The sequence below is a fragment of the Bacteroides sp. OM05-12 genome, from assembly GCF_003438995.1.
Classification (GTDB): domain Bacteria; phylum Bacteroidota; class Bacteroidia; order Bacteroidales; family Bacteroidaceae; genus Bacteroides.
The window spans coordinates 151,270-168,891 of the sequence record NZ_QSUN01000005.1 but is presented as its reverse complement, the minus strand read 5'-3'; the positions used below and the strand labels follow the sequence as shown (position 1 = coordinate 168,891).

Sequence of the window (17,622 nt, the reverse complement as noted above, 5' to 3'; positions counted from 1 at the left end):
GAAACGCAAAAATAACTAATTCTTTTTAGTTTCTTCTCTTTTATCTAAAAAATGTTATTCCTTTTGTTCTGTAAAACGTTTTATAATATTATAAGCTGATACAATACCCAATTCGCCCGCTTTACTCAGATCTGCTATACCCTGACGATTATTGCCAAGAAATATATGTGTCAACCCTCGATTGAAATAAGCATCTGCGAAATTAGGATCTAAAGCTATAGCCTTATCATAATCCACAATCGCCGCACGGTAGTCTTTCAAGACTGACAGCACATTACCACGATTATAATAAGCATAGACAAAATCAGGAGCCAATTCTATAACTTTATCCAAATCATTCTTTATAATATCATAATCCATCACCTTCACTTCCGGTTTAGGTATTACAGCATTACCCGCAGTACGGTTCATTTCATCTTCCGCTTTATTGTATTCTAACTGTTTATAACGGATAAGCGCACGGTTGAAATAAGCGGGGAAGAATGTACCATCACAGATAATAGCTTGTGTCAAATCAGCAATTGCATTGTCGAGATCCTGCACCAGATAGAAATCCAGTGAACGTGCAAAACGGGCTATCGCATCATTCGGATGCTCTACGATAACAGAAGTATGTTCATCGATAGAGGCAAAATGCTCTTTCACCTGTGCTTCCGTCAGAGCTGTTTCCTGATTAGTTATCAACAATCTGGAAGACAACGCTTTTCTACGATTTAAATCATCAATATATTTATAATAATTTACCTGACGTCTGACTTCGCTCGGCTTCTCATAATAAGTCAGCACATACATCGGTTCAAGCGTAATAGTGACATTCTTATCTTGTACCTTTCCCCGGTATTCACTCTTATAAGTAGGTTCGGAATCCGAATTATCGGCTACTACAATTTTCCGGTAATTATTCATATTCTTATCCGACTTCTTACGGGTCTTATCCCCGTTAGCATCAGCGACATCATTCTGTTTTACACCATTCTGACGGTCAATCTCTGCTTTCAACACCTTATACTCATCAGCTTCCGCACCTTTGATATCACCAACCTTACGACGAGCCTGAGCACGATAATGATAGCCGGTCAAAAAGTTAGGATATTCCTCGATTACCTTGGAATAGTCTTTTATTGCCCCCTTATAATCTCCTGTCTGATCAAGCAATACGGCACGGTTAAAGATAGCCATCATATTATCCGGCTCCATTTCGATAACGAAATTGAAGTCCTCGATAGCACGGTTATCATCACCTACCTGTGCACGAAGCAAACCACGGTTATAATGTCCAAGGAAATTATTCGGATCTACATCCAACGCAAAATCATAGTCACTCATTGCACCTCTCAGATTATTCTGATGGAACCGCGCTAATGCACGATTGATATAATTACCTGCATTCTTAGGTGTCAAATGAATAGCCTGATCCAAGTCACCTTCAGCCTCTTTATATCTCTCTTGCTGCAGATTCAGTATCGCACGCGAAGCCCACGCATCACCGTCATACTTATCCATTTCAATCGCCAAATCAAAATCTTTCATTGCCTGAATCGTATCTTTCTGTTTCAGAGACACTTCTCCACGCATCAAAATAGCTTTTGTATATTTAGGAGATATTTTAAGCAACTTGTTTAAATCATCCTTTGCCTGATCATAATTCTTTTCCTGAATCTCACAAAGCGCCATATTATGCCAGATACCTACATTTTCCGGATCATATTTCAAAGCAACCTTATAATCTTCTATCGCCCCCTTGTAATCATCCTGTTTAATTCTTGCCAAACCCCTCACCTGATAAGCACTAACCACAAAAGGATTGCGCTTAATCGCTTCCGAACAATCCTCTTCCGCTCCCTGATAATCATCCAGATTTATCTTTGCCAAACCTCTGTAGAAGTAAGGTTCGGACAAATACGGTTTAGCATTTATCACTTGATTGAAATATTGGATAGACAATACGTAGTCCTCAAAATATAAAGCGTTCCGTCCTATTGTCATCACCCTGTCTGTATTGATCTGTGCACACAACAAAGCCGGATACAACAGGAGGCATATTATAATTCTTTTCACCATTTACCTTCTAGTTATCAATAGTTAGCAAAAGTAATGATTTAGAATGAAGTGGCAAGGGATATAACTTTTTTTCACAGCAACAAAGATCTGTCCGGCAATCATAATACACCCTGCAGAGGGCGACATGACGACTCACGGCAGGGTGGTAAGGTAACCCACAGCAGGGTGATGAAGCAACCCACAGCAGGGTGGCAGGGTGACCCACGGCAGGGTCATACCGACATACCGATTACTTCACGGTCTTTACCTTATAGGTGCAATGCGCTTTACCTTTCAGCAAGGCATTCAATTTTCCTTTAATCATCTGTTTGCGCAACGGAGAAAGATGGTCAATAAACATTTTACCATCCAAATGGTCGAATTCATGTTGCATTACACGGGCCAAGTATCCTTCCACCCATTCATCATGTTCTTCCAAATTCTCATCCAGATACTTTACATGAATACGGTTTTTACGCTTAACTGCTTCATGAATGCCAGGCAAACTCAAACAACCTTCTTCTATGGAAACCTCTTCCCCCTCTTTTTCAAGTATATGCGCATTAATAAATGCCTTACGGAAATCTTTATATTCAGGCATATCTTCTGAAAGCACATCCAAGTCAATCGTTACTATACGAATAGGAAGTCCTATCTGCGGAGCAGCAAGTCCCACACCTTCCGCATGCGTCATTGTTTCAAACATATTGGCAATCAATTCTTTCAACTCCGGATAGTCAGGAGTTATATCTTCCGCAACTTTGCGTAATACAGGTTGCCCGTATGTATAAATAGGTAATATCATATTTATCGTTTTTTAATTATGTTCTTTTACTCTCTAAATAAGACTGAAGAATAATCGTTGCACTGATCTCATCTACCAATGCCTTATTCTGCCGTTCTTTTTTCTTTAATCCCCCGTCGAGCATGGCTTGATGTGCCAAGACGGAAGTAAAACGTTCGTCAACGAACTCCACCGGAATATCAGGAAATGTTTTCTTCAAACGGGCTACAAACGGTCGTATATAGTTCATACTTTCAGACAGTTCTCCGGACATCTGCCTAGGAAGGCCGATAAGAATCCTTTCTACTTGTTCTTTTACCATATAATTTTGCAAAAAAACAAGTAACTCATGAGTAGGCACAGTAGTCAATCCGTTCGCTATAATCTTTAAAGGATCACTTACGGCAACACCTGTACGCTTCCTTCCATAATCCAGAGCCAATATCCTCCCCATGAATTAATAGACTAATGCAACATTATCCACCCACATCGCATTACCCGGTGAACCGATATATGCTCCTCCATGGCTGGAAGCGAACTGCAACACCATGTGTGTAGGCATATCATTTGCCGTACCCCATCCCATTTCCTTTACAGGAACGCTTTTACCTTTGCTATTTGTTGAATATCGTTCTTGATCCTGTATCTTCATCCATTCTTCCACATAGAAAGGTTCTTTAGTGATATTCCCGTAATGAATCGGATAAGTGGCTCCATTGACCCAATCGGTACTTTTGTCATAACGTAGCACCATCGTGCCTACACGTATAGCATAAATATTTCCTTTCCCGTCTTCCCACCTCTTTTGAAGAAGGAGTACAACCACCGGATAATCCGTTCCTTTTACTTTCGTCTTTTTACTGAATCCTGTAGAACAAACCCTATCCGATTCTCCCGACATTTTTATTTTATAGTCAAAACGAAGCGCTTTCGGCTTTTCCGTAAAAGGAATACCCATATTTAACATTCTCATCGGATTTTTTGTTCCACTGATGGGCTCATGCACACTTCCTGTAAAGAGTGAGCCGGCAGCAATAACTTCTATATCAACTAATCCGAATACTTTCACACTCTCATAACGCGTCTCCAAACGGGCACAATATCCGTCACCCCGCTTTTCAGGAAACACGGAAACATTTGTTTTACTGATTCCCGCTACTTTTGCAAAAACATTGGAAGTAGCCCATGGAGAACCGCCCAAGTTCTCATAAGCCTCGTTTTTTTCTATTGTTTGGGTAGGACCAACGGCATAAACAGATTTCGTAGCACCACCTATAATTCCTGATTCGTGTATTTTTCTAGTCACCCAATTATTCATATCGCCAAAAGGTATCGGTACTACTCTCTCCTGAGCTTGCATAAAAACGAACATGCTTCCCAGAAATAACATTAAGCCTAATTTCTTATACATATTATTATTTATTTTATTAATACTCAAATCTCTCAGTAATATGGTTATTCGCCAACTATAACGTATATCCCCAATCTTTCAAAGCAAAATCCCAATTTGCTTCTACCAATTGCACGGTACGGGCATCATAGGTATACTTGTTTTTCTTGTATCCTTTCTTCTGTCCCAGATATTTCTCAATATCCTCTTTAGCAGCTTCATAACCCGGGATAGACAATTTCTCATAGATTTCTTTTGTCTTGGCCATCGCATCAACTTCAAAATCCTCAAACTTCACTTCAATCAGATTCCCTTCTGGAACAAACTTTTTATCTTCTTCATATTTATGATAAAGCTTTGCATAAACAGACAAAATATTTTCTTCAATCTGCTCATTAGAAATATTCTCAAGTTTCAACGGTTGAATCGTATTCGTAAAGAAACTGCGTGTACTTTCAAACACCGTATAAGGATTACGCATCAGATAGATAAACTTCGCATTCGGGAACATCTTCACCAACTCCTTTACACGTCCGGTATGAGGAGGATTCTTTGAAAGGAATTGTGTACCGCCTGTATTCCAAAGCGAAATTTTAATCAGCTTTGTAAAGACATCCTCAAATACTTTCAACTCTTCTTCAGGAATATCATTGAAGAGCAAATATTTATCACAATACTCCTGCATATATTTAGGTAAAAACCAGAAGTTATAATACGTATAAGGCATCATATTCGACAAAGCGAACTCTTCTTCCTGCGGCAAATCCACAGCCAATTCCATATTATCCGTCGGACGTTTATCCGGCATCAACCAAGACATATTCTTTTTAAAGAATGCCTGTCCCCACATCATCAAATGAGGAAAAACGGTTTGATAAGTGGTATTATAACCGAAATGCTTGTCGCAAGAAAATACATTATGAACAAAGGTTGTACCGCTTCTCCAATGTCCTAAAATAAACACCGGGTCATTTTCCAAAGGTTTATCTGCCAATAATTTCCTGTATTTGCTATCCTGTATAGGTTTCAACAGACTTAATAAACGGCATACACCTTTCGTTAAATAATACTTCTGACGGTAACCTTTATCAATATCCCTTCCTTTCGTAATATCATGAAAGGTTTTCCAATCTGCTCCTACCAATGTATTAATCGGCAGTTTATTAAATTCAAGTAATCCCATCTTTCTTTACTTTATTATATTTATGGCTACTCCCTGACGTTCGAGGTCTTTACAAGCCTTTTCAATCGCTTCATAATGTTCCTCTCCTATTCCTAACTTCGGAAGATTCAATACAGGAAGTTCTTCTGATATCATATCTTTAGAATCCACACGGTCGATAATCATACCTACCGCACTGGTATTGTTAGTAATCGGATCTATCAAAATAAAAGAACCGCACGCTTTATTCTTTTGATATGAGTCGAAGAACAAAGGTTTGGCTGTAGTCAATACCACATTGGCAATCTCATTCAACTTCAACGCCGGAACGTTTTCAATATGTTCCATTGTATTGATATCCACACGATAACGAATATTGCTGATATGAGCACGGGTTAAATTTGTGGTCTGCTTGATATAGAAATGTTTATTCATATCCATATTCTCCTCATCCATCCACACTAACATCGTTTCGAAATTACGGTCTACCATCGGAAGATTATCGGGATGTACAAGCATCTCTCCACGAGACACATCTATCTCATCTTCCAATGTAAGCGTCACAGATTGGGGAGGAAATGCGTAGTCCAGTTCTCCGTCATAAGTTACGATGCTCTTAATCTTGGACGTTTTCCCTGAAGGTAATGCCATCACCGTGTCTCCTTTACGAACAACCCCGGAAGCTACTTTTCCGCAGAAACCACGGAAATCAAGATTCGGACGCAATACATACTGAACCGGATAACGGAAATCATCGAAGTTATGGTCACTAGCTATATGAACCGTTTCTAAAAAGTCTAATAAAGAAATGCCTTTGTACCATGGAGTACGGTCAGACTTCTCCACAACATTATCGCCATCCAAAGCCGACAACGGAATACAGTTTACATCCGGAATACCAAGCGGTTCCACAAACTTCTTGTACTCACCCACTATTTCATTAAAACGTTCCTCTGAAAAATCTACCAAGTCCATCTTATTGACAGCCAAAACCACATGCTTGATTCCTAACAGGGAAACAAGATAAGTATGTCGGCGAGTTTGTGTAATCACACCTGTACGGGCATCGACGAGAATGATTGCAAGGTTGGCAGTCGAACCGCCGGTTATCATATTGCGGGTATATTGTTCGTGTCCCGGAGTGTCGGCAATGATAAACTTACGATTGTTAGTAGAGAAATAACGATAAGCCACATCAATTGTGATGCCCTGCTCACGCTCTGCTTTCAGACCGTCAAGTAATAATGCATAATCAATATGATCACCGGCATTACCCATTCGTTTACTATCTCTTTCCAAGGCATCGAGCTGATCCTCATATAACTTTTTACTATCGAATAATAAACGACCGATAAGCGTTGACTTTCCATCATCCACAGAACCGGCAGTCAGCAAACGAAGTAAGTCTTTTTGTTCGTCTTTGTCGAGGAAAGCCTTTATATCTAATTTTGTATCCATTCTTAATTCTTGATTTTAATTCTTCATAATTAGAAGTACCCTTCACGTTTCTTTTGCTCCATACTTGCATCCTGATCGAAATCAATGACACGGGTAGTGCGTTCACTCTTAGTCGTCGTCATCATTTCTTCCACAATCTTTTCGATTGTATCTGCATTACTCTCCACAGCCCCGGTCAAAGGCCAACATCCTAAAGTACGGAAACGAACCATACGCATCTTAATCTGATCACGATATTTCTCCGGCAAACGATCGTCATCCGCCATAATCAAATTACCGTCTATCTCTACACAAGGGCGTTCTTTTGCAAAATAAAGAGGAACAATAGGTATATTCTCCAATCGGATATATTGCCAGATATCAAGTTCCGTCCAGTTACTTAACGGAAATACACGGATGCTCTCACCTTTATGTACACGTCCGTTGTAAATATCCCAAAGCTCGGGACGCTGATTCTTCGGGTCCCATTGGTGGAAGCGATCACGGAAAGAATAGATACGCTCTTTCGCACGACTTTTCTCTTCATCACGGCGTGCACCTCCAAAGGCTGCATCAAACTTATATTTATCTAATCCACGCAACAATGCTTGTGTCTTCATCAAATCCGTATGTACCTTACTTCCATGAGTAAACGGACCTACGCCGGCATGAAATGCTTCCATATTGGACTCAACAATCAGATTCCAACCATATTTTTTAGCATATTCGTCACGAAACTGAATCATTTCCTTAAACTTCCACTTTGAATCGATATGCATCAACGGGAACGGTACCTTACCGGGCGCAAAAGCCTTTTCCGCCAAACGAACCATCACTGACGAATCTTTTCCGATGGAGTAAAGCATTACAGGATTCTCAAATTCCGCCGCCACTTCGCGGATAATATGTATCGACTCAGCTTCGAGTTCCTGCAAGTGGCTTAATTTATACTCTGACATGTTTTATATATTATATTATTTTCTACAATTACATACTTTAGGCAATATCAGTTCCAATAATTTATTGACTGATTCTTCCAAAGACAATTTGGACGTATCCAATAAAAGGGCCGGATGTTCCGGTGCTTCAAATGGAGCACTGATACCTGTAAAATTTTTAATTTCACCTTTACGGGCTTTTGCATACAAACCTTTCACATCTCTTTCTTCACACACTTCCAACGGCGTATTCACAAATACTTCCAAGAAATCATCTTTTCCGATAATATTGGAAGCCATCTCACGTATATCATTATTCGGACTGATAAAAGCGGCTATGGCAATAATACCTGAATCTATAAACAATTTCCCGACTTCGGCTATACGACGGATATTTTCAACACGATCTGCTTCTGAAAAACCTAAATTATTGTTGATACCGCTACGGATATTATCTCCGTCAAGGATACGGCAAAGTAATCCTCTTTTATGAAGCTCTCGTTCCAATGCTATGGCTACCGTACTTTTTCCGGAACCGGACAGTCCGGTAAACCAAATCATCACACTATGCTGTTTCAGCATTTCTTCTTTATCTTTACGACCCAGCATACGGTCAAATATCGGATATATGTGGTTGTCTTCCATCTTAAAACATTAAATTAAAACTTCCAGAATAAAGGAATTAAAAATATGGATAATAAAAATACGATTATATTCAACGGCAAACCAATCTTTACGAAATCCGTAAACTTATAGTTGCCGATACCTTGCACAATTAAATTCGTCTGATAACCAATCGGTGTGGAGAACGAAGCCGATGCAGCCATACAAATAACGACAAAGAACGGTGTAGGACTCACTCCCAACTGGTCGGCAACAGATAGCGCTACCGGAAAAGCCAACGCCGCTGCCGCATTGTTAGTTATCAACTCAGTAAATAAGTTAGTGATAATAAACACAACTGCCAACAAGGCATAAGGTCCGTAGTTGTCGGCAAGACCTATTATATATTTAGCAACAAGAGCCGCAAAACCGGAGTTCTCCATCGCCTTACTAATAGCAAAAGCACAAGCAATCGTGATAAGAATATCCCAAGATATATATTTCGTGTACTTCTTCGGTGGGAAAAGCTTTGTCCAAGCCATCAATACGGTGGTAATACTGACAAAAAAGAACATATCCAGTTTAAGGTTGGGGAAAGCTTCTTTTGTCACAGGAAGTTCACCGACTGTAGCACCTACAATCATAAAAATCAATAAAACAAGTGCAAACCAGCGTTTCTTTTTTCCGGCAGAAGGGTCCACATCACTTCCATTGGCAAGCATGATAAAGACAGAGGACTCTCCCCATGTAGGAATAAAGGAACTGTCGGCCAACAAAACAAGCGTATCACCTTCACGTAACTCAACTTCATCCATCCCCGTTACAATACTGCGTCCACCTCTCCTTATCTCTTTCACCTCAGCTCCATAGTGACGTTTAAAGTCAAAGGTTTTCAGTGTTCTTTTTATACCCGGGAAACGAGGTCCTAATACTGCTTCTACCCGGTGTAAATGTTCTACTTCCGCTTCTTCTTCCACTTCCGCTCCGGCAACATCCGCACGTGAATCGGGTAATAATTTACTGGAAAATAAAAACAGATAGGCAATACCTGTTATAGCTATAAAAATACCGACTTTACCTAGTTCAAACATTGTAAAACCTTCATAGCCGGCCTCTAATACCATACCGTGAACAACCAAATTGGTAGAAGTACCGATTAAAGTACAAATCCCTCCCAATATTGTCGCATATGATAAAGGAATAAGAAATTTTGTAGCAGGCAGGTTTACCTTCTTCGCCCAACGTTTGATAATCGGTGCAAATATAACCACTACCGGCGTATTGTTCAGAAAAGCTGAAATAACGGCAATCGTCGGAAGCATCCTGGCTTGCGCTTTAAAAACGGTGGTTTTCTTTGTCGGTAACAGTTTTTTAATCACCTGTCCCAATGCTCCGCTTTGGCGTACCCCTTCGCTTACAAGGAAAAGCATGGCAACTGTTATCATCCCTTTATTGCTGAACCCTTCAATCATCTCTTTAGGAGAAAGAATACCGGCACAGAGAAAGATAACAACGACAGAAAACAGTACCATACCCGGTCTCATCTTGTCTAAGACCAAAGCGGCTACCATCCCGATTAATACAAGTAATACAAATATGACTTCAAAGTTCATGTATCTCTTTACCTTTCTACTTCTACTTTACAATAAACCAAGGGTTCAACAAATCCTCCTTATTATATACAAGAGGCTTGTTAGTTCCCGCCTGATAAATTTCCTTTCCGGCGGCTCTCGCAATAGCATGTCCCGCTGCCGTATCCCACTCCATTGTAGGAGCAAAACGAGGATATACATTTGCACTTCCTTCAGCTACCAAACATATTTTGATGGAACTGCCACTGGATACCATTTCAACAGACGGATGTTCTTTTCGTACCTCTGCGATATAGGCTTCCGTTTCCGGAGTTAGATGGGAACGGGATGCAACAACAACATACGTGTCATCATCGTTCGCACTATCCAAAGGCAGTTTATTGGAACGGGCAATCAATTTATCTATCGAGTCATTTTCATCCAAAGAAGAAATATTCGACAATTTAAAAGCCCCTAACTCTTCTTCCCCAAAATAAAGTTCCTGTTTTACCGGCACATAAATCACTCCCATCACCGGAACTCTATTTTTCACCAATGCAATATTCACCGTAAATTCACCGTTTTTCTTGATAAATTCCTTTGTTCCGTCCAACGGATCTACGATCCATAAAGTATTCCAATTCTCACGTTCTGCAAAATCCATCTTTTTACCTTCTTCGCTCAATATCGGATAAGGTGTATTTACAAGAAACGAAGCAATTGTCTCATGCGCTTTTTTATCTGCAATTGTCAAGGGTGAATTGTCTGCTTTCTTTTCAATACCAAAATCAGATAAGGGATCATTATAAATCTCTAATATATCGAATCCGGCTCTCAATGCAGCCTTTATTGCACTAAATAAAGTATCTTTATCCATCTTTTTCATCTTAGTAAAAACGCCACAAACAAAAAAAGTTTTCATAAAGGGCGTAATGACAAATAAAAAGCAGACATTTCATCCGTCTACTTTTTCGATTGAGGCGTCAAAAGTAGACAAAAAATGAACAGGATGCAAATATTTGATTATTAATTATACTACATCTTTTTACTATGCAAAACTTTAACTAAAAGTATATTTCAAACAGAACACTTTCTTTAGAAATAGAACAATCTACGCGCATCCACACGTCATCATCTATCGCCCCCGTAAGTGATGGCTTACGCACAAGGGGACGAAAGGTAACGCTCCCTTAGGTGTAAGGCAACACCCTCTTAGGCGTAGGGCAGCGCTCCCTTAGGTGTTTTCAACCTGTTTTTTCTTTAATTTGCTTATTTGAGTAATTTAACTCATCTTGCCTTCACTCTTCACCATTCGAGCATAAATCATTTATAAACAAACGATTACAGTGAAAGTAGTTCAGAATTGAACTGCAAAAATATAGATCAACTTTTTATACAAGAGATTTAGAGAACTTGGTACACGGATAACACTGATTAGGCTGATTATAACAGATTAATAAAAAGAAATCCGTCTTCATCAGCTCCATCCGTGTCATCCGTAAACCATCGGCTTTCTCTACTCTCAACTAAAAAAGTACCTTCACCGCAACAAGCTACCAATCAATAATAAAACAGCAAAAGTGATAAGGTGAAGGTAGAAAAAAGTAATTTCGATTTATGCAAATACAGCATGAAATTTCTAAAAATGACCTCGATGTTTTTTAAAATCATCAGGTTGATTGAAAAAAACATAAGGACGTTTGTAAACAAACATACGGTCGATTGATGACAAACTCCTATCGTTTGCAAACAATCGACCGTACTCATCCAAACATTAACTGATCCAAGTTAATTCTTTGCTACTCAAAAAGAATAAGCTTTTATCCATTAGTTTGGTACAAAAGTAAAAGTAAAGCCCCACAACGTCTTTGTTGCGAGGCTCAATTTGCTTTGTTCGGAAGTTCAGTGTTTATTTTCCTTTCAAGGCTTCCTTAAAGAATTCGTCTATCTTATCGAAAGGTATTACATCAAGGTTATCATATAGATCGACATGATTGGCACCGGGAATAATCAAAAGTTCTTTATTATCACCCATCAACCGTTTGTAGGCATCCTCACTGAAATACCGTGAATGAGCTTCAGCTCCATGTACCATCAGGACGGCACTGCGTATTTCACCGATATAAGTAAGGAGCGGCATATTGATAAATGCCAAAGAACTGGTCTTACTGATTCCCTCGTTGGAATTGGGCGAACGACGGTGATATCCCCTCGCCGTTTTATAATAGTCGTGATACTGACGAACAAAAAGCGGGGCATCTTCAGGAACAGGATCTACCACACCACCGTTGCGTTCATAACTGCCGTTGCGATAATCTTCGGTGCGCTGCGCATTGAGTTGTTCACGCAACCTGTAACGGTCATCTGCACTCATGGTATCGAAATACCCGTTGGCATTCACACGGCTCATGTCGTACATGGTCGAGGTTACTGTAGCCTTGATGCGCGGGTCATTAGCCGCGGCATTGAGGGCGAAACCACCCCAACCGCAAATACCAAGGATGCCGATACGTTCCGGATCTACATCATCACGGATAGTCAGATAATCGACTGCCGCACTGAAATCTTCCGTGCTAATCTCGGGCGAAGTGAGGTAACGGGGTGTACCACTGCTCTCTCCGTAGAACGAAGGATCAAATGCAATGGTTAAGAAGCCACGCTCGGCAAGAATCTGTGCGTAACGGCCTGAAACCTGCTCTTTCACAGCTCCGTAAGGACCGCTTACCGCAATAGCAGCCAGACGTCCTTGCGTATTTTTCGGTTTATACAAGTCTGCGGCAAGCGTAATACCGTAGCGGTTATGGAAGGTTATTTTAGAGTGTTCCACTTTGTCGCTCTGCGGAAATCTCTTATCCCACTCTTGCGTTAATTCTAATGTATCCATATCAATTGATTTTATATCCTTTACCGTTGTTATTTCTGATGCTATGACGTTTGTAAAGGTTAGAAACGTCAGGATGGCAATTGTCTGTATCTTCATCATTTTTACATAATTAGTTTCATTTCATTTTGTAGCGTAACCAGACTATATCTGACTGCCGGGCAACATGTACCGATTTTCCGCCAATCTTTTTTCCCACCATCGGGGTTCCTTCCTCTTTTACTACCGAACATTCCAATGCAGTGGTTACACGTCCTGACAGTTTTGAACAAGAGCCAAGTTTTTCTAATGCAATGTAATATTCGTCTGTACTCAGTTGCCCAACCATTGGGCAGTCGATACGGCCATCAACAGATGTCATCATATGACTGATAATGTAAGGTTTCATATCTTTTTGTTGTTTAATTAATAATATGGAACAAAGGTAGTACAGTTTATCTGCTCCGATATTAAACAAATCACGGATTAAGTTACCTTTTTTGCTGATTTTTTCGTTCTACCTATTTCTGCTATTCGGCATTATAACGATCTCCAATAAGCAGAAAACTAATCAAGTCCGGTAGGTAGCCAATGCAACTATCATGAGAAATCCACGGCGACGCAAAGTTCTTCCACAAGACTATTCAATCACTTGTTTCGCCCATTCTCCGGCTTGCTTGACACCTCCGTTAAGTAATCGGCTTTCTCCCCATACGATCTTTGGATAAAGTTTCTTGAGCTGTTTTACACTATTGGTTATTGAACTTCCTCCAGAAGTAGCAAACAGGATAACAGTCTTACCGGAAAAGTCATACTTTTCAAGGAATGTGTTGACAGGACGCGGACACAAATCCCACCATATCGGATAGCCGAGAAATACTACATCGTAATCCTCAATGTCAATCTGCTCACCGCCTAACTCCGGACGTGAGTTTTCAGTAGTCATTTCAACTGAACTTCGGCTTGCCTTATTGTTCCAATCAAGATCTGCCGATGTATAGGCTTCGGCCGGAGTAATCCGATAGAGCTTTCCACCAACCGCTTTACCAATGGCATCTGCCGTCTTTTCAGTGGTTCCGGTACAAGAGAAATAGGCGACAAGAATTCTCTTGTCGGACTGTGCGTTAATATCTGCTGTTTGTTTCTGTGCTTTTGACGAACAGCTAAAACAGATAAGGCTCATAAATATCAATATTATATGTTTCATCTTATTTTAATTTAAAATATTCTTTATCATTAACAGGCTCAAGCCATTCATTACTACTATTCTCACCGGGAACCTCTATGGCAAGATGAGAGAACCAACTGTCAGGAGCTGCTCCATGCCAATGTTTTACATCTGCCGGAATATGAACAGCATCACCGGGCAATAGCTCTACCGGTTCCTTTCCCCATTCCTGATAATAACCGCGACCCCCAACACATACGAGTGTTTGTCCGCCGCCTTTAGTAGCGTGGTGTATATGCCAATTGTTACGGCAACCCGGTTCAAAAGTAACATTAGCGATGGGAACACCTGTCGCCACAATAGGTGCGAGATAGCTTTTCCCGATGAAATATTTAGCATAGGCATCATTCGGTTTACCAACCGGAAAAATAATAGATTGTGCATACGCATTAAGTGAATCAATAGCGATACTTTCAGCATCACCGGTCCATACCTCCTTTGCCATACGGAAAGCCGCCCACGCTTTAGGCCACCCCACATAAAAAGCGGCATGAGTGAGGATTTCCGCTATTTCATCTTTTGTTACTCCGTTCTTTTTTGCCGATTCAAGATGATACTTAAACGAAGAATCGGTCAGTCCTTGTGCCATAAGCGCAACAACAGTTACTACAGAACGATCCCGGAGAGAAAGAAGGTCATTTCGACTCCACACTTCTCCGAAAAGAATGTCGTCATTGAGACGCGCAAACTCGGGTGCAAAATCGCCGAGTGCATCATGCCCGACCGTTTGCTGGATTTTAACTTGTGATCTTACCATTACAGGAAATATTAAAATTAATAATAAAACGAATGAAGTTACTCTTATTTTCATATCATACGATTTTTAAATCAGACATTCACAATGATCAATGTTTAACTTTCATGATAAAACGCCAAAAGAGTCTTACGATATTTGCCAAAAAGCTCATTTTTTATTGAAAGATTCATTCTACCATGACGGTGCAACACCGTAGGTTTCCTTATATACTCTGGAAAAATGAGACAAGTTCTTAAATCCCACATCGAAACAGGCTTCGGTAACTTTCTTTTTCCCTGATTTAATTAAATCATGTGCTGCTTCAAGACGTCGTTTGATAATCCATTTTTGGGGTGTTAAATCGCTCACTTTGGCAAAATCTCTTTTGAATGTAGCCAGACTACGTCCTGTGTAACTTGCAATTTCATTCATGGAAAGATCACACATGTAATTTTCATTCAGGTAATCAATAATATCAATCTTCCAAGGTTCTACAAAATCAAATAAAGAAGCGTAGAAATTCCTGTCTGTATTGAGCAAGACATAGACTCCTTCAATCATCTTCAGTTTCAAAACCTCCTCTGAAGGTTTCTTACCCGCATCAAAATACGGAATAACCGATCCAAACAATGATTGTATATCCAATCTGTTTTTCGGCAATACACGCAGACTTACTTTTTCTCGTTTAGAATCTGTCGGAACTTGTTGCCGACCAAGTGTTTGATAAAATTCTCGAAGAAAAGCCCTTGAAAACTTCAGTACAACAGAACGATACGGTTTACCTTCCTTGACTCTTTTATGTAACCACATTCGATTGTCACGTCGCATAAAGGCGCAATCTCCAGGATGCAAAATAGTTTTCTTTCCACGTTCCTCTATTTCCAATTCTCCGGAACACAAGTAAATAAGCGTATGTTCCCGGTTTTCGTGAGCACATCCCCGATCATCAGTAAAATAACACGCTATAAGCACATTCGAGCAATCGAATACATCTAATTGTTCCATATCATTAGCTTTTTATTTTTGCAAATATAACGCGTTAGTTTCGTATATTATTTGCTGTAAAGCTCATTTTTACATCAGAAGAATATTTATAAAACTGTATTTAGCGAACACTGATTATTCTCTAAACATATTCTAAACATTCTTGCTAAAACCACTCATAAGAAGTATGTTTCCAATAAATGCTCATAATAAAAATGGAGATAGAACCCACAAGTTCCATCTCCATAACTTATTGTTTTTCAATATTAAAAGCGGAAAGACAGGGATTCAAACCCTGGATACAGCAAAGCCGTATAGCGGATTTCGAGTCCGCCCCATTCGATCACTCTGGCATCTTTCCTTGAACCGGTGATAAGAAAAAACTCTTACCACCGGAACCTAATCCCTTTATTAATATACGCGATATAAGATCCAAGAACCTTGGAAATCTTCACGATTCGGATATTTTGCTTTGAATGCATCTCTTGCATTGGCAGCAGACGCTTTGTCATCAAATGTATTGACAATCACACGATACATCGCTTTATCCGCATTGAATGCAATAATTGCATTATATCCTTGTCCGTCTAAGAAATCCTTCAAACTCTCGGCATTTGCTTTCAAGCCAAAACTTCCGCAAACAACACTGTAATTCTTCAATCCGTTTGCGTCACCGGTCACTACTGTCACTTTCTCTTCACGTACGGAAGCTGTCGAAGTAGTTTTAGGAGCTTCAACCGGAGCCGTTACCACCGGAGCAACTTCTACAGGAGCCGTAACTTCCGGTTCTGCCAATTCTTGTTGTTTTGCTTTCTCATACGCTTTCTTATACGCACTTTCACTAGACTTACAAGAGGTAAATGCCAGCACTACACAAAGTCCGACACCTAAAATCGCTAACTTTTTCATATCTATTCTCTGCTTTAATTAATATTTTACCTTATTCAACTATTATTCAATCTATCTTTTTATACGAAATCGTACCGGTAGCCTGATGGGTAGGCATAACTAACACTTCTGCAATTTGAATATGTTCGGGAACAGAAGCTGCAAAATAAACCGTTTCGGCAATATCATCACCGGTCAACGGTCTGATACCCTTATAAAATTCATCGGCACGCTCTTTATCACCACGATAACGCACCACCGTAAAATTTGTTTCCACCATACCGGGCTTTATATTTGTCACACGCAAGGGTGTATCCACTAAATCAATGCGAAGTCCGTCGGAAAGGGCTTTCACAGCAGCTTTTGTTGCACAATACACACTTCCGCCGGGATATGCGGCATCTCCGGCAATAGAGCCGATGTTAATAATATGTCCGCGTCCACGCTTTACCATACCCGGTACAACAAGGCGTGTCATAGCAAGCAATCCTTTCACATTCGTATCGATAACAATATCCCATTCATCCAGATTACCTTCAAATTCTTTATCTACACCAATAACCAAACCGGCATTATTTACCAGAATATCAATGTCAGCCCATTTACCCGATAAAGAAGCAATCGCTGTCGTAGCAGCTTCGCGGTCACGTACATCAAAAGGCAAAAGTAATATCCGGACACCAAAGCGGTTCTCTAAATCTGCTTTCAAAGCATCCAACTTCTGAATGTTTCTTCCATTCAGAATAAGATTAGCTCCTTGTGAGGCAAACTTGCGCGCACAGCCTTCGCCAATACCGCTTGTTGCACCTGTTATTAATACTATTTTATCCTTCATGATTTTCTAACATTATTAAATATGGCAAAAGTACGCTATATTCAATAGAGAGAACGATTAAACAGGTTAAATTTATTTAACCGAAGTCACGAATTTATAGATTCATCTGTTAGCAACTCATTATTTATAAAAAATAACTTAACAATCGAACAACTTCACGATAAAT

At 39.9% G+C, this 17,622-nt stretch carries 16 protein-coding genes, 1 tRNA gene and 1 pseudogene; all 18 read right to left on the bottom strand.

Translation table 11 applies throughout. From position 1 onward, the window contains the following. Positions 1–54 precede the first annotated feature (54 nt). The 18 genes and pseudogenes from DXB63_RS06695 to DXB63_RS06615 all read right to left on the bottom strand — a co-directional run bounded on the left by DXB63_RS06695 (position 55) and on the right by DXB63_RS06615 (position 17,456). Positions 55–2,061 carry a tetratricopeptide repeat protein gene (locus tag DXB63_RS06695; protein WP_122125629.1) on the bottom strand — a complete coding sequence of 669 codons (2,007 nt, stop codon included), beginning with the start codon at positions 2,059–2,061 and terminating at the stop codon, positions 55–57. Between the two features lie 229 nt (positions 2,062–2,290). Continuing rightward, complete coding sequence (def, locus tag DXB63_RS06690; RefSeq protein WP_122125628.1) at positions 2,291–2,845, bottom strand: peptide deformylase; 555 nt, start codon at positions 2,843–2,845, stop codon at positions 2,291–2,293. Between the two features lie 16 nt (positions 2,846–2,861). Continuing rightward, positions 2,862–3,278 carry a Holliday junction resolvase RuvX gene (gene ruvX, locus DXB63_RS06685; RefSeq protein ID WP_122125627.1) on the bottom strand — a complete coding sequence of 139 codons (417 nt, stop codon included), beginning with the start codon at positions 3,276–3,278 and terminating at the stop codon, positions 2,862–2,864. A 3-nt stretch (positions 3,279–3,281) separates the two neighbouring features. Next, positions 3,282–4,214, bottom strand: a complete 933-nt coding sequence (locus tag DXB63_RS06680) for a PCMD domain-containing protein (RefSeq protein ID WP_233522817.1) — start codon at positions 4,212–4,214, stop codon at positions 3,282–3,284. Between the two features lie 76 nt (positions 4,215–4,290). Then, a complete protein-coding gene (locus tag DXB63_RS06675) occupies positions 4,291–5,397 on the bottom strand; it encodes a sulfotransferase (RefSeq protein ID WP_122125625.1) in 1,107 nt (368 codons plus the stop codon). 6 nt (positions 5,398–5,403) lie between these two features. Beyond that, positions 5,404–6,834 carry a sulfate adenylyltransferase subunit CysN gene (gene cysN / locus DXB63_RS06670; RefSeq protein WP_122125624.1) on the bottom strand — a complete coding sequence of 477 codons (1,431 nt, stop codon included), beginning with the start codon at positions 6,832–6,834 and terminating at the stop codon, positions 5,404–5,406. Positions 6,835–6,863: 29 nt separating this feature from the next. Continuing rightward, a complete protein-coding gene (gene cysD / locus DXB63_RS06665; RefSeq protein WP_122125623.1) occupies positions 6,864–7,772 on the bottom strand; it encodes a sulfate adenylyltransferase subunit CysD in 909 nt (302 codons plus the stop codon). 15 nt (positions 7,773–7,787) lie between these two features. Beyond that, positions 7,788–8,396 (bottom strand): adenylyl-sulfate kinase, encoded by a 609-nt coding sequence (gene cysC, locus DXB63_RS06660; protein WP_122125622.1) that lies wholly within the window; start codon positions 8,394–8,396, stop codon positions 7,788–7,790. Between the two features lie 14 nt (positions 8,397–8,410). After that, positions 8,411–9,967 (bottom strand): SLC13 family permease, encoded by a 1,557-nt coding sequence (locus DXB63_RS06655; protein ID WP_122125621.1) that lies wholly within the window; start codon positions 9,965–9,967, stop codon positions 8,411–8,413. Between the two features lie 22 nt (positions 9,968–9,989). Continuing rightward, positions 9,990–10,802: a 3'(2'),5'-bisphosphate nucleotidase CysQ gene (gene cysQ, locus DXB63_RS06650; RefSeq protein WP_122125731.1), complete on the bottom strand. Its 813-nt coding sequence runs from the start codon at positions 10,800–10,802 to the stop codon at positions 9,990–9,992. Positions 10,803–11,834: 1,032 nt separating this feature from the next. Continuing rightward, entirely contained in the window at positions 11,835–12,905 is a 1,071-nt protein-coding gene (locus DXB63_RS06645; protein WP_122125730.1) for an alpha/beta hydrolase, read from the bottom strand. A gap of 49 nt (positions 12,906–12,954) precedes the next feature. Further along, positions 12,955–13,194: pseudogene (locus DXB63_RS06640) on the bottom strand (5-amino-6-(5-phosphoribosylamino)uracil reductase); the annotation flags it as partial. Positions 13,195–13,425: 231 nt separating this feature from the next. Next, positions 13,426–13,992 (bottom strand): flavodoxin, encoded by a 567-nt coding sequence (locus tag DXB63_RS06635; protein ID WP_122125620.1) that lies wholly within the window; start codon positions 13,990–13,992, stop codon positions 13,426–13,428. A gap of 1 nt (position 13,993) precedes the next feature. Next, positions 13,994–14,824: a carboxymuconolactone decarboxylase family protein gene (locus DXB63_RS06630; RefSeq protein WP_122125619.1), complete on the bottom strand. Its 831-nt coding sequence runs from the start codon at positions 14,822–14,824 to the stop codon at positions 13,994–13,996. Between the two features lie 117 nt (positions 14,825–14,941). Continuing rightward, positions 14,942–15,754: an AraC family transcriptional regulator gene (locus DXB63_RS06625; RefSeq protein ID WP_122125618.1), complete on the bottom strand. Its 813-nt coding sequence runs from the start codon at positions 15,752–15,754 to the stop codon at positions 14,942–14,944. Positions 15,755–16,006: 252 nt separating this feature from the next. Then, positions 16,007–16,094 (bottom strand) — tRNA-Ser (locus DXB63_RS17895). Between the two features lie 50 nt (positions 16,095–16,144). After that, positions 16,145–16,642 carry an SPOR domain-containing protein gene (locus DXB63_RS06620; RefSeq protein WP_122125617.1) on the bottom strand — a complete coding sequence of 166 codons (498 nt, stop codon included), beginning with the start codon at positions 16,640–16,642 and terminating at the stop codon, positions 16,145–16,147. Positions 16,643–16,688: 46 nt separating this feature from the next. Next, positions 16,689–17,456, bottom strand: a complete 768-nt coding sequence (locus DXB63_RS06615; RefSeq protein WP_122125616.1) for an SDR family NAD(P)-dependent oxidoreductase — start codon at positions 17,454–17,456, stop codon at positions 16,689–16,691. Positions 17,457–17,622 lie beyond the last annotated feature (166 nt).

Excerpts from the sequence above, each read along its gene's own strand:
- DXB63_RS06695 (WP_122125629.1), bottom strand. The coding sequence starts at position 2,061 with ATGGTGAAAAGAATTATAATATGCCTCCTGTTGTATCCGGCTTTGTTG.
- def (WP_122125628.1), bottom strand. The coding sequence starts at position 2,845 with ATGATATTACCTATTTATACATACGGGCAACCTGTATTACGCAAAGTT.
- ruvX (WP_122125627.1), bottom strand. The coding sequence starts at position 3,278 with ATGGGGAGGATATTGGCTCTGGATTATGGAAGGAAGCGTACAGGTGTT.
- DXB63_RS06680 (WP_233522817.1), bottom strand. The coding sequence starts at position 4,214 with ATGTTATTTCTGGGAAGCATGTTCGTTTTTATGCAAGCTCAGGAGAGA.
- DXB63_RS06675 (WP_122125625.1), bottom strand. The coding sequence starts at position 5,397 with ATGGGATTACTTGAATTTAATAAACTGCCGATTAATACATTGGTAGGA.
- cysN (WP_122125624.1), bottom strand. The coding sequence starts at position 6,834 with ATGGATACAAAATTAGATATAAAGGCTTTCCTCGACAAAGACGAACAA.
- cysD (WP_122125623.1), bottom strand. The coding sequence starts at position 7,772 with ATGTCAGAGTATAAATTAAGCCACTTGCAGGAACTCGAAGCTGAGTCG.
- cysC (WP_122125622.1), bottom strand. The coding sequence starts at position 8,396 with ATGGAAGACAACCACATATATCCGATATTTGACCGTATGCTGGGTCGT.
- DXB63_RS06655 (WP_122125621.1), bottom strand. The coding sequence starts at position 9,967 with ATGAACTTTGAAGTCATATTTGTATTACTTGTATTAATCGGGATGGTA.
- cysQ (WP_122125731.1), bottom strand. The coding sequence starts at position 10,802 with ATGGATAAAGATACTTTATTTAGTGCAATAAAGGCTGCATTGAGAGCC.
- DXB63_RS06645 (WP_122125730.1), bottom strand. The coding sequence starts at position 12,905 with ATGAAGATACAGACAATTGCCATCCTGACGTTTCTAACCTTTACAAAC.
- DXB63_RS06635 (WP_122125620.1), bottom strand. The coding sequence starts at position 13,992 with ATGAAACATATAATATTGATATTTATGAGCCTTATCTGTTTTAGCTGT.
- DXB63_RS06630 (WP_122125619.1), bottom strand. The coding sequence starts at position 14,824 with ATGAAAATAAGAGTAACTTCATTCGTTTTATTATTAATTTTAATATTT.
- DXB63_RS06625 (WP_122125618.1), bottom strand. The coding sequence starts at position 15,754 with ATGGAACAATTAGATGTATTCGATTGCTCGAATGTGCTTATAGCGTGT.
- DXB63_RS06620 (WP_122125617.1), bottom strand. The coding sequence starts at position 16,642 with ATGAAAAAGTTAGCGATTTTAGGTGTCGGACTTTGTGTAGTGCTGGCA.
- DXB63_RS06615 (WP_122125616.1), bottom strand. The coding sequence starts at position 17,456 with ATGAAGGATAAAATAGTATTAATAACAGGTGCAACAAGCGGTATTGGC.